At 38.6% G+C, this 12,176-nt stretch carries 11 protein-coding genes; 9 read left to right on the top strand and 2 right to left on the bottom strand.

Going from position 1 to position 12,176, the window contains the following annotated elements; all coding sequences use genetic code 11:
• Window position 1: 1 nt before the first annotated feature.
• Window positions 2–1,138: an ATP-binding protein gene (locus BLT95_RS09890; RefSeq protein WP_089665930.1), complete on the bottom strand. Its 1,137-nt coding sequence runs from the start codon at window positions 1,136–1,138 to the stop codon at window positions 2–4.
• 33 nt (window positions 1,139–1,171) lie between these two features.
• Complete coding sequence (locus tag BLT95_RS09885) at window positions 1,172–1,924, bottom strand: SDR family NAD(P)-dependent oxidoreductase (RefSeq protein WP_089665929.1); 753 nt, start codon at window positions 1,922–1,924, stop codon at window positions 1,172–1,174.
• 161 nt (window positions 1,925–2,085) lie between these two features.
• Between BLT95_RS09885 and BLT95_RS09880 the strand changes: the two genes are divergently transcribed.
• The 9 genes from BLT95_RS09880 (at window position 2,086) to BLT95_RS09840 (ending at window position 12,165) form a co-directional block, all read left to right on the top strand.
• Window positions 2,086–2,922 carry a DUF4382 domain-containing protein gene (locus BLT95_RS09880; RefSeq protein ID WP_089665928.1) on the top strand — a complete coding sequence of 279 codons (837 nt, stop codon included), beginning with the start codon at window positions 2,086–2,088 and terminating at the stop codon, window positions 2,920–2,922.
• A 153-nt stretch (window positions 2,923–3,075) separates the two neighbouring features.
• A complete protein-coding gene (locus BLT95_RS09875; RefSeq protein WP_089665927.1) occupies window positions 3,076–4,080 on the top strand; it encodes a MoxR family ATPase in 1,005 nt (334 codons plus the stop codon).
• A gap of 76 nt (window positions 4,081–4,156) precedes the next feature.
• Window positions 4,157–5,023 (top strand): DUF58 domain-containing protein, encoded by an 867-nt coding sequence (locus tag BLT95_RS09870; RefSeq protein ID WP_089665926.1) that lies wholly within the window; start codon window positions 4,157–4,159, stop codon window positions 5,021–5,023.
• A 6-nt stretch (window positions 5,024–5,029) separates the two neighbouring features.
• Window positions 5,030–6,679 (top strand): BatD family protein, encoded by a 1,650-nt coding sequence (locus tag BLT95_RS09865; protein ID WP_089665925.1) that lies wholly within the window; start codon window positions 5,030–5,032, stop codon window positions 6,677–6,679.
• Window positions 6,679–7,683, top strand: coding sequence for a VWA domain-containing protein (locus BLT95_RS09860; protein WP_089665924.1), 1,005 nt, complete (start codon window positions 6,679–6,681; stop codon window positions 7,681–7,683). Before BLT95_RS09865 ends, BLT95_RS09860 begins: the two co-directional genes overlap by 1 nt.
• The gene (locus BLT95_RS09855; protein WP_089665923.1) at window positions 7,684–8,748 is read left to right on the top strand and encodes a VWA domain-containing protein; all 1,065 of its coding nucleotides are present in this window, start codon (window positions 7,684–7,686) and stop codon (window positions 8,746–8,748) included.
• Window positions 8,738–9,604, top strand: coding sequence for a tetratricopeptide repeat protein (locus BLT95_RS09850; RefSeq protein ID WP_089665922.1), 867 nt, complete (start codon window positions 8,738–8,740; stop codon window positions 9,602–9,604). Before BLT95_RS09855 ends, BLT95_RS09850 begins: the two co-directional genes overlap by 11 nt.
• Window positions 9,605–9,655: 51 nt before the next feature.
• The gene (locus BLT95_RS09845) at window positions 9,656–11,413 is read left to right on the top strand and encodes a BatD family protein (protein WP_089665921.1); all 1,758 of its coding nucleotides are present in this window, start codon (window positions 9,656–9,658) and stop codon (window positions 11,411–11,413) included.
• 2 nt (window positions 11,414–11,415) lie between these two features.
• Entirely contained in the window at window positions 11,416–12,165 is a 750-nt protein-coding gene (locus tag BLT95_RS09840; protein WP_089665920.1) for a tetratricopeptide repeat protein, read from the top strand.
• Window positions 12,166–12,176 lie beyond the last annotated feature (11 nt).

Below are 12,176 nucleotides of genomic sequence, written 5' to 3'. Positions count from 1 at the left end.
ATTAATTGTATTTCACTTTCCTTAGAATGCGCATGCTTTCTTTATAAGAGTGATAGGCATCTTTATCATAGGCCTTAAGGTAAGGCTTGGCTTCTTCAAGTTTGGTTAAAGCTTCTGTAAAATTATTTAAATAGCATATTAAATAGGTAGAAGGAAGATTTTTTAGATCTTTTCTATCTCCTGTGTTGAGATCGTAGCCTTTTTCCAATTTCTTTATTAATGCCTGATTGGTATTGTAAATATGAAAAAGCGTTTTTTTGTCAAATCTTGGAGGTTCAAATAGTAATTTACTGTCTATATCGTAGCTTCCATTATTTCGAAAACTGATGGTGACTTCCTCGAGGGGATAATATTTAAACTGATCGTGCAATCCCAGATGAACATATTCTATAATTTTGAATGCATCGTTATCCTGAACAATACTTACCTCATCCAGATCTGAATAAAAAAGTTTTACCTGTTCATTAATAAGTTCAATATCTACCCTGGAAAAATACATTTCACCCTTGATCTTTTTCATCTTTCCTGCCCAACATACTACAAAATATTCCTTAAATACTTTATAAGTTGGATTGTAATCCCTTCTCTTTTTCATAAAATCGAAGACGCCATCCAGCGTATATTCAAGGTGATTGTGGGAATGATTTTCAATAGACGCAACCTGTGCCGAGTTTACATCTTTTATCTCAATATCAAAGACCTTTGGCATGCTTATACTGCCATCTCTTAAGAAAACAGATCCTCCATAATATTTCCAGATGTTTTTTCTGAAAGAACAAATTTTACCGTGATTCGGTCTAATGCTTACAAGGCCAACTACTAAATGATCTGGCAAATGTGGGAATGGAATATTTTCATAAGAGATAATAGGTGGATTGCTGAGGTAGGCATTAATGAGATTCTGAATCTTACTATCATCAAAAAAATCGATTCCAACAATTTTGCTATCCTCATCTTCCACACCAATCACGATATATGAATTGTTCTTGGGGTTTGAATTAGATAATGCGCATATGTGCTTTAAAAATTTCGCCTTGCCTTCTTTTTCACCAATATTTAGCTGCCGCTTCTTATCATAAAAGCTATTCTCATCATTATGAGCAAGCAGGTTTTTTATAAGAAGACGTTTGTTGATCATATTTTAGTAGCGTTAAGCGAATAGCTTAAAAATTTATGCTTTTTTGTTTACAAGTGTACTGGAAGCCTGTGCTGTGGGCATTACCGTAAGATCTGCGATATTTACATGATAAGGCCTGGTAACTACAAAATGGATGATATCGGCAATATCTTCTGGCTGCAATGCTTTAAATCCCTGATAGACCTTTTTAGCTTTATCTATATCTCCCTTAAACCTTACATCACTAAATTCTGTTTCGGTTAAACCTGGATTTACGGCTCCTACGCGAATTCCATTTCCATTAAGATCTATTCTCATTCCCTGGTTTATGGCATCAACAGCATATTTGCTGGCACAGTATACATTCCCGTTAGGATAAACTTCTTTCCCCGCTGTAGAACCTATATTAATGATATGCCCGGCCTGTCTCTCCAGCATTCCGGGAATAATTGCCTTGCTTATATATAAAAGTCCTTTTACATTAATATCAAGCATAGCATCCCAATCTTCTATGTTTCCATCCTGAATGGGGTCCAGGCCATGTGCATTACCCGCATTATTTACCAGGATATCTACCTGGCGAAACTCTTCAGGAAGGGAGGCTATTTTTTCGAAAACCTCAATTTTGTTCCTCACATCAAAATTGAGGATGTGTACCGATGTTTCTACAGATAGTTCAGATTTTAATTGCTCTAAACGGTCAGAACGTCTTCCGCATAGAATGAGTTTAAAACCTTCAACAGCGAAACGAATGGCTGTAGATTTTCCAATACCACTCGTGGAGCCAGTGATGAGGGCTGTCTTCATACTTTAAATTTTATTTCTAATGTAAGAAAGTATTATGTATCAAACGGGAAAGTGCTATTAAAGCATGGTTAAGATCCGTTAAAAAAAGTTAAATCTTAGTGTCCCGGGAAAATCTTGCATAAAGCTTGTCGTTATCCTGCCAGAACTAATAAAATCTACATATGAGATATTTGAAAAATGGAACTTTAAAGAGTTTAATGATCGCAACATTCATTTCGTTGGGATTGGCAAGTTGCAGTGAGGATGATTCAAGTGAAGCAACCACCGGGGGAACTGCAAATATGACGGTAAGAATGACCGATGCTCCTGGAGATTATGATGAAGTAAATATTGACGTCCAGGATGTACAGATTAAAGTGGAAGCTGATGCAGATGCTGAAGTTGATGCTGATGGATGGGTAAGCCTTAGTGGAGTACAAACCGGAGTTTATGATTTACTGGAACTAACCGGAGGGATTTCTCAACTTTTAGCTGATTCTGAAGTACCTGCAGGATATGTTAGCCAGATGAGACTGGTATTGGGTACTGAAAATACGGTAGTGGTAAATGGTGAATCAAAGCCCTTGAATACTCCTAGTGCGCAACAATCTGGTTTAAAATTGCAATTAAATAAGGAATTAGAAGCAGGTGAAAACTATGCTTTTCTTCTTGATTTTGATGTGGAAGAATCTATCGTAGCTCAGGGAAATGGTGGATATAATCTAAAACCAGTGATTAGATTAAGCGCTGAAGCCGATGCTGGAATGGTAATAGGTAGCGTTGTAATTCCTGCAACTATTGAAACTAATGTTCAGAGTCTTGTGAAGTTGAGTGACGGAAGTGTTACTATTTCTGCTTACACTAATACAGAAGGTGATTTTGCACTAAACGGTGTACCTGCAGGAACCTATGATCTACAGGTGATTCCTGAAGCTTCTTCTGGTCTTACTGTTTTCGCCCTGACCGATATTGAGGTGAAACCAAACGAGACAACAGATCTTGGAGAACTGGAACTTTAGGAAAATTAATTAAAATATTTTGTGGTAAAGGCAGTGTTTCAAAGCACTGCCTTTTTATTTTAACCTAAATTTAACTACCCTAAATCCAATAAATTTTCAATTTGCGACGCTTACTACAAGTACGTATATTCACGACATCAAAATCTGAAAATCATGATGGAAAACGATTCATCTGTTGATATTACCAGTATTAACGAAAAAATTGAAAAAGAGAGTGCTTTTGTAGACCTGCTCACCCGCGAAATGAATAAGGTGATCGTTGGTCAGAAACATATGGTAGAACGCCTGCTAATAGGGCTTCTTGGTCAGGGTCATATCTTGCTGGAAGGTGTGCCGGGACTTGCAAAAACCCTTGCTATTAATACGCTTTCACAGGCCGTTCACGGTAGTTTTAGCAGAATTCAGTTCACCCCAGATCTATTGCCGGCAGATGTTGTTGGTACTTTAATATATAATATGAAAGTGAGCGATTTCAGTATCAAAAAAGGACCGATTTTCGCCAATTTCGTATTAGCAGATGAGATTAACCGTGCTCCTGCCAAGGTGCAATCAGCATTATTGGAGGCAATGCAGGAAAAGCAGGTGACCATTGGCGATGAAACCTTTAAACTGGACAGGCCTTTCTTGGTAATGGCCACTCAAAACCCGGTAGAGCAGGAAGGAACTTATCCTCTGCCAGAAGCGCAGGTAGACCGTTTTATGCTGAAAACAGTGATTAAATATCCTCAAATGGCCGAGGAACAGCTTATCATCAGGGCGAATCTTAAAGGTGGGTTTGAAAAAGTGAATCCGGTGGTAGATCTTGAGCAAATTCTTCGAGCACAAGCTGCCGTTCGGGAAGTGTATATGGATGAAAAGATCGAAAAATATATTCTGGATCTGGTTTTTGCTACTCGTACCCCGGAAAAATATAATCTGGAAGATATTAAACCATTAATTAGTTTTGGCGCTTCCCCAAGGGGAAGTATCAACCTTGCTATCGCTTCAAAATGCTATGCTTTTATAAAACGCCGTGGATATGTAGTGCCTGAAGATGTTAGAGCCGTAGTTCACGATGTACTGCGCCATAGAATTGGTATTACCTACGAAGCCGAAGCCGAAAATATCACTTCAGAAGATCTTATCAATAAGATCGTAAACGAGATTGAAGTACCGTAACAATTAACAATTATTGGTTAACAATGATCTGGTTAGCGAATGTTAATTGATTATTGAGAATTGTTTATTGAAAAAGATGGATACAAAAGAACTCCTTAAGAAAGTTAGAAAGATAGAAATTAAAACTCGCAGACTGAGCGATCACGTCTTTGGCGGGGAATATCATTCTACATTTAAAGGGAGGGGGATGACCTTTAGTGAAGTTCGTGCTTATCAATTTGGAGATGATGTGAGAAGTATAGACTGGAATGTCACTGCCCGTTATAATGAACCTTTTGTAAAGGTTTTTGAGGAAGAAAGAGAGCTCACCATGATGTTGATGGTAGATGTTTCTGGTTCGGAAATGTTCGGGACACAGCAGCAGCTAAAAAAAGAAGTCATTACTGAGATCGCTGCTACCCTGGCGTTTTCAGCGACGAATAACAACGATAAGATTGGATTGATGCTGTTTACAGATCAGATAGAACTATATATTCCGCCGAAAAAGGGAAGATCTCACGTATTAAGAATTATCAGAGAATTACTGGAATTTAAGCCGGTGAATAAAAATACAGATATTAAAGCCGCATTAAAATACCTATCTAATGTTATGAAGAAAAAAGCGATCGTCTTTTTGCTTTCAGATTTTATGGCAGACGAATATCAACATACCCTCAAGATCGCTGCGGGTAAACATGATGTGACCGGGATAAGGGTTTTTGATAAAATGGAAGAAACTATTCCAAATCTGGGGATGGTTCAAATGCTGGATGAAGAGACCGGAGAATATATGATGGTAAATACCGGTTCAAAGTCTGTGAGAAGATCTTATTCAAAGTATTATAATGACCGGTTAAATTACTTTCACCAGAGTTTTTCGCTAAGCGGTGCCGGAGTGATTAATAATCGCACCGATGAGAGTTATGTAAAAAAATTACTGGGCTATTTTAAAAGAAGAGCTTAAAAGAAAATGTATAGAATTTACGATAGAACATACTTAAAATTCAATATCTCAGGAGGCCTGGGATTTCTGTTTTTTATGTGCCTGCTATTTTCTTTTTCCGAAGTTTCAGGACAATCCAGAGTGTCTGCTTCCATAGATTCTACTACAATAAAAATTGGCGAGCAGATAAAATATAAGATAGAAGTGCAAACAGATCCTGGGGACCTGGTGGTTTTTCCTGAAGGAGAAACTTTTTCCCCTCTGGAAATGGTAGAATCCCTGGAGCCGGATACAATAAGAAAAAACGGTAATTACAGATTGCTTAAGGAATATTTTCTAACCCAGTTCGATTCAGGAAAATATGTGATTCCAGGTCAGGAAATCTTAATAAAAAACAGTTCTTATTTCACAGATTCTATTGCCATTGAGGTAAATGATGTAGTAGTAGATACTACAAAACAGAAACTTTATCCTATCAAAGCCTCTGTAGAGGTGGATGCCGGTTTTAGTATTCCAGATTGGGTTTGGTGGCTGCTTGGGATCTTTTTGATTGCCGGAATTGTCGCTTTTTTAATTATAAGAAAAAAGAAAAAAGATACTCAGGAACCAGAATTACCTCCTTATGAAGAGGCCATGGCTGAACTCCAGAAGTTAGATAACTCGCACCTGCTTGAAAACAGGGAGATTAAAGAATATTATTCTCAACTGAGTTTTGCTGTTAGGAAATACCTGGATAGAAAAATATACGATCATGGTCTTGAAAGAACCACGAATGAGCTGATTCTTTATTTGCGCGCCCAGAAAGATGCAGGTAAATTAAAACTGACCGATGGAACCATCAGTGATTTTGAAAGAATTTTACAAAGAGCCGATCTTGCCAAGTTTGCCAGATCGAAACCAGATGTGATCACTGCCAAGGAAGATCGTTCCAGAACAAAACATATTATTGATGATCTTCGGGCTTCTGTCCCTGAACCTACACGGGAAGAATTACTTCAGGATGAAGCTTTTCTTCAGGAACAGGCCAGAAAGCGAAAAAAGAAACGCATCATCATTGGAATTGTAGCCGGGATTGTGGTCATAGTGCTGGGAATTACTGCTCTTATTGCCACAAAAGGCTATACCTATGTAAAAGATACTTATTTAGGCCATCCTACAAAAGAATTGCTGGAAGGCGAATGGATTAGAAGTGAATATGGAAATCCTAGTGTTGCGGTTACGACCCCAAGAGTACTTAAACGTGGAGAAATTGAAATGCCGCAGGAAGTACAACAGATGATGGTAGGATCTGAAACTTTTATCTATGGAAGCTTATTAAGTAATTATTACACCACCCTGAGTACGATCAAGTTTAAAGGAGAGGTACAATTCGACCTTAAAAAAGCGGTAGATGGTATTTATACCAGTCTGGAGGGGCAGGGAGCGAGAAATATTGTAATGAAACAGGAAGATTTCACTACGCTTAATGGAGCTAAAGGTTTAAAAGTTTTTGGAACTCTGGATGCAGAAAATCCTGTGACCGGAGAATCTATTCCTAATGAATATGTAATTCTGAATTTCGCCGAGAAAGGTGGTTTTGAGCAGATCATGGTAATATTTAATGAAAATGATCAATATGCAAAAGAGATTTCAGAGCGGATCATCAACTCGGTAGAAATAAATAATTTGAACGAATAATGTTTGCAAATTTTACATTTGAAAACCCGGAATTCTTCTGGCTATTTTTGCTGCTTCCGCTGGCAATAGCCTGGTATTTCTGGAAACGAAACAAGCAAACACCAGAATTAAAGATCTCAAGTACTAAAGGCTTTAAAACAAAACCTGGGATTCTTCCAAAACTAAGACCTTTACTGTTCCTGCTAAGGTTGCTAACGCTTTCATTAATAATAACGGCGATGACGAGACCAAGGACAGTAGATGTTTCAACACAAACCAGTAGTACGCAGGGAATAGATATTGTGATGGCGATAGATGTTTCTGCAAGTATGCTTGCGCGGGATCTGCAACCAAATCGTCTTGATGCCACAAAGAATGTAGCTGAAGAGTTTATTCAGGATCGGCCCGGAGACCGGATTGGATTAGTGGTTTACGCCGGAGAAAGCTTTACCAAAACACCAATTACAAGTGACAAAGCGATAGTTCTGGATGCTCTGGAAGATATCGAGTACAATAATGTCCTTGAAAACGGTACTGCTATAGGCTCCGGACTTGCAACGGCAGTAAATAGAATTAAAGATAGCGAGGCAGAGAGCAAGGTGATCATACTGCTTACAGACGGGGTAAATAATGCCGGATTTATAGATCCAAATACGGCGAGTGAACTTGCGGTTGAATTTGGCATAAAAGTGTATACCATTGGAGTGGGAAGTAATGGAATGGCTTTGTCTCCAGTTAGGGTTACCCCAACTGGAAGGATTCAGTTCGGGAACGTTCAGGTGGAAATAGATGAAGATTTGCTAAAGGAAATTGCTGCGGCTACCGGAGGGAAATACTTCAGGGCTACCAATAATGAAAAGCTGGAAGAAATTTATTCTGAAATTGATTCGCTTGAAAAAACGGAGATTGAAGAATTCAGATATTACAATTACGATGAGAAATACCGCCCGTTAGTTCTACTGGCCGGTGGTCTATTATTGTTCGAAGTGCTTTTAAGACTCACAATTTTTAGAGGATTTATATAAATGTTTGTATTAGAAGAAAAAATATGGTTTTGGTTATTACTGGTAATTCCAGTGATCGCCCTGTTATTTCTGATCTTTATTTTCTGGCAGAATAGTACCAGGAAAAAGTTTGCAGACAATAAGTTACTTAAGTTTCTTGCGCCAAACAGATCAAGATCAAAACCTGTTATAAAGATAGTGCTTGTTCTTCTTGCGTTAGCCAGTCTGGTAATTGCGCTGGTAAATCCCAAGATGGGAACTAAAATGGAAACGGTAAAGCGTGAAGGTGTAGATATTGTTTTTGCCATAGACGTTTCAAAGAGTATGGATGCTGAAGATATTGCTCCTAATCGCCTGGAGAAATCTAAGCAATTGGTAAGTCAGATCCTCAACTCTTTAGGAAGTGACCGGGTTGGTATTATTGCTTATGCAGGAGGAGCCTATCCTCAATTGCCGATAACTACAGATTTTTCAGCAGCAAAAATGTTTCTGCAGGCATTGAATACCGATATGATCTCTTCACAGGGAACAGCGATAAGTGATGCCATAGAACTGGCAACCACTTATTACGATGACGATAAGCAGACTAATAGAGTGTTGTTTATTCTAAGTGACGGGGAAGATCATGAAGGAAATGTAGAAGACATTGCAGAGCAGGCAGCTGAAAAAGGAATTCGTATTTTTACCATTGGAGTAGGTACCGAAAAAGGAGGGCCTATTCCTATTAAGAGGAACGGTGTCGTTCAGAATTATAAGAAAGACAGGCAGGGAGAAACGGTGATCACAAAATTGAATCCGGCAACGCTGCAGGAGATCGCAAATGTTACCGATGGGAGTTATATTGAAGGAAATGTGACCGGCAACGTGGTAGATCGTGTGAATGAAGAATTACTGAACATTGAAAAGACTGAATTTGAAGCAAAGCAGTTTGCCGACTTTAAATCTCATTTTCAATGGTTTCTGGCATTAGGTTTGGCATTATTATTTCTTGATATTTTTATACTGGAGCGAAGCACCGCCTGGTTAAAAAGACTGAACCTGTTCAACGAAAGAAAAAGAAAAGGAACGAAAGCAGATGAAGATTAAGAAACGATACATTCTATTTTCAGGGATTCTTATCCTTTTTGGGGTAAGTGCTGTTACTGCCCAGGAAAAACCTGAAAAGCTCAAAAGAGAGGCAGATAAATATATTGCAGAGGCCCAGGAGTCTTTAGCTGAAAATGATTTCGCGAGCGCCGAAGCCTCTTATAGAAAAGCAATTTCAAAGGATCCTTCAAACCTGAATGCGAAGTATAATATGGGAAACCTCTATTATACCAAAGAGAAATCTTTGAACGCTGAGCAACGTTTAAAAGAAGCTGCAGAGATCGGTACTACAAAAGAAGAAAAACATCGTATTTTTCATAATCTCGGGAATTCCTATATGCAGCAAGAAAATTATCAGGAAGCTGTGAATGCTTTTAAGGAAGCACTTCGTAATGACCCTACTGATGAGGAGACCAGGTATAATCTTGCTTTGGCCAAGAAAATGCTGGAGAAGGAGAAGCAAGATCAGGATCAAAATAAAGACCAGAACAAGCAGGACGACGAGAAAAAGGACGAAAATAAAGATCAGCAGGATAAAGACAAGAAGGACGGTGAAGGCGGAGAAGATGACAAACAGGATCAAAAGCCCCAGGATGAAGGAGAGAATGAAAAAGATAAAAAAGAGGGTGATCAAAATGAGGATAAGCAAAAAGATAAGGGAGATGAAAAGAAGGAGAATGAAGGAAAAGGCGATAAAGAAAAACAACAGCAGCCAAAACCTGCTCAGGGACAGCTTTCTCCTCAGCAAATTCAAAGTCTGCTAGAGGCTATGAATAATGAAGAAAAGAAGGTTCAGGATAAAATAAATGCTGAAAAAGCAAAAGGAGTAAAAGTAAAATCTGAAAAAGATTGGTAACATTTAAAGGTTTTTTTCGACAAAATGTGTCGATTCTATAGGAGGAAAAAGATGAAATTGAGGTATTTAATTTTAAGTTTTTTATTGTTTGCTTCCGGGCTTATTCAGGCCCAGGTAAGGTTTGAAGCAAAGGTGAGCAGAGAAAAGCTGGGAATTAATGAACGGCTTAGGGTAGATTTTGAAATGAATGAAGATGGGGACAACTTCAATCCGCCGTCATTTAATGATTTTACCGTTGTTGGTGGACCCAATCAGAAAATAAGCACCAGCATTCTTAACGGGAAAATGGCGTATTCAAAAACCTACAGTTTTTATCTTCAGCCTAAGAAAAGGGGTAGGCTCACCATAGGACAGGCAGAGATCGTTATCGATGATAAAACATATAAAACTTCGCCACTTTCTGTAGAAATTACAGCTGCGGTAGATAAACCTACCGATGGTGATAGCAGCGAGATGATCGCAGAAGATAATTTGCATCTGGTAGCCGAGGTTTCCAAGGCCAGTCCCTATTTAAATGAGGCGCTTACCGTTGTGTATAAGCTGTATGTGAGCCCGCGTGTGAGTGTAAGTAACTGGAGAGAATTAGACAGTCCTAAATACAATGATTTCTGGAGCCAGAGTATCGATATTCAACAGCTAAGGGTAGAAAACGGCGAATACAGGGGGGAACCTTATCGCTATGTCATTCTTAGAAAAACGATCCTCTATCCGCAGAAAACAGGCGAACTAAATATTGAACCACTTACACTTTCTATCGCCGTAGATGTGCCTAGTGAGCGAAGGGATATTTTTGGGAGCCGAATTTATAAAACGGTTAATAAGACCGTAGCTGCCGACAATAAAAAGATCAATGTAAAACCACTTCCAGCTGGAAAGCCTGCTAATTTTACGGGTGCTGTGGGAAAATTTGATTTTAATGTTACGGCGGATAAGGATGATTTGAATGCTGGTGAAAGTCTTCAGGCAAAAGTGGAAGTTCGTGGAAACGGAAATCTTAAGTTGTTTGATCTCCCTGAACTTACAGCGCCATCTTCTCTTGAAATGTATGATCCGGAAAGACAGGAGAACGTAAATACAAATCTGAACGGAATGCAGGGGAGTATTGCTGAAACCTATACCATTGTTCCCACACGAAAAGGTAAATATCCAATACCGGCTTTATCATTTTCTTATTTTGATCCTTCTACCGAGTCATACAAAACTCATGCATCAGGGGAGCTTGTGATCAATGTTGAAAAAGGACCGCTGGCAGGAAATGAGCCTTCGGGATTTTCAGGGTCCAATAAACAAAGCCTGGCTATTGACGGGAATCAGTTTAGGTTTATAAAATTAAAAACCAGTTTAAAACCCGTAAACAGTGATAGTTTCCTGGGGTCTTTAGGTTTCTGGAGCGCTTTAATCCTTCCACTTGCAGCAATCCCGCTTTTTATTATGTTTGGAAAAAAGCGAGAGCAAAGGGCTAATGATGTAAAGGGTAACAGAATTAGAAGAGCCGATAAACTCGCCAGAAGATACCTTTCAGAAGCGAAAAAGAACCTTGGTGATCAAAAAGAATTTTATCTCGCTTTAGAGCGTTCCATGCATAATTATTTAAAAGCGAAGTTAAGGATCCAGACCGGTGAAATGAGTAAAGAGCGAATTTCAGGTTTGCTACATGAAAAGGGGGTGAGCGATCAGACAAGCTCAGATTTTATTTCGTTGCTGGAAAGTTGTGAGTTTGCCAGATATACACCGGCATCTTCAGATGCCATGCAGCAGGATTATAACCAGGCAGTTCTTGTAATTTCAACACTTGATAAACAGTTATAGGAATGAAAAAGTTGATATTATTTTGTTTTATAATGTTGAGCTTCTTTGGGTTCTCTCAAAATACAGAATTGTTTGATGAAGCAAACTCAGCCTACCAGAAAGGTGATTATGAAGTGGCTATTTCGAAATATGAAATGATTTTAGAAGAGGGAGAAACTTCGGCCGAGCTCTATTTTAATCTGGGGAATGCACACTATAAACTGAATCATGTGGCGCCCAGTATCTACTATTATGAAAAAGCACTTCAGTTAGACCCCGGAGATGAAGATATAGAGAATAATATTGAATTTGCCCGAAATATGGTAATTGATGATATTGAAAAGATTGAGCAAACCGGCTTTTCCATGTGGTTTAATAATTTTGTTTCAACTTTTTCCTATACAACCTGGGCGGTAATGGCAATAATATATTCGGTATTCTTTGTAATTCTTTTTCTTCTCTATTATTATGCAAGTAGATCCCTATATAAAAGAGTATTCTTTACCGGAGCGATGATTTGCGTTGTTTGTTGTGTGATCTCAGTCACTTTTGCGTTTCAGCAGCAGTCCTATGTTCAGGATAATCAATATGCCATTATTTTTGAAGAAGAGGTTGAGGTTCGTGATGAACCTACTTTACGTGGTGAAGCTAGTTTTCAGCTCCATGAGGGAACCAAAGCGAAGATCCTGGAAGATTACCAGGAATGGTCCAGGATCGAACTTTCTAATGGCGCTCAGGGCTGGGTGAATTCAGACAAAATAAAAATGCTATAAGATTTTTTGAT

The organism is Gramella sp. MAR_2010_147 (genome assembly GCF_900105135.1).
Lineage (GTDB): Bacteria > Bacteroidota > Bacteroidia > Flavobacteriales > Flavobacteriaceae > Christiangramia.
This window is presented reverse-complemented; position numbering and strand designations above follow the sequence as displayed.

Bases quoted from the DNA above. Each gene is read 5' to 3' on its own strand.
- BLT95_RS09890 (WP_089665930.1), bottom strand. From the start codon at position 1,138: ATGATCAACAAACGTCTTCTTATAAAAAACCTGCTTGCTCATAATGAT.
- BLT95_RS09885 (WP_089665929.1), bottom strand. From the start codon at position 1,924: ATGAAGACAGCCCTCATCACTGGCTCCACGAGTGGTATTGGAAAATCT.
- BLT95_RS09880 (WP_089665928.1), top strand. From the start codon at position 2,086: ATGAGATATTTGAAAAATGGAACTTTAAAGAGTTTAATGATCGCAACA.
- BLT95_RS09875 (WP_089665927.1), top strand. From the start codon at position 3,076: ATGATGGAAAACGATTCATCTGTTGATATTACCAGTATTAACGAAAAA.
- BLT95_RS09870 (WP_089665926.1), top strand. From the start codon at position 4,157: ATGGATACAAAAGAACTCCTTAAGAAAGTTAGAAAGATAGAAATTAAA.
- BLT95_RS09865 (WP_089665925.1), top strand. From the start codon at position 5,030: ATGTATAGAATTTACGATAGAACATACTTAAAATTCAATATCTCAGGA.
- BLT95_RS09860 (WP_089665924.1), top strand. From the start codon at position 6,679: ATGTTTGCAAATTTTACATTTGAAAACCCGGAATTCTTCTGGCTATTT.
- BLT95_RS09855 (WP_089665923.1), top strand. From the start codon at position 7,684: ATGTTTGTATTAGAAGAAAAAATATGGTTTTGGTTATTACTGGTAATT.
- BLT95_RS09850 (WP_089665922.1), top strand. From the start codon at position 8,738: ATGAAGATTAAGAAACGATACATTCTATTTTCAGGGATTCTTATCCTT.
- BLT95_RS09845 (WP_089665921.1), top strand. From the start codon at position 9,656: ATGAAATTGAGGTATTTAATTTTAAGTTTTTTATTGTTTGCTTCCGGG.
- BLT95_RS09840 (WP_089665920.1), top strand. From the start codon at position 11,416: ATGAAAAAGTTGATATTATTTTGTTTTATAATGTTGAGCTTCTTTGGG.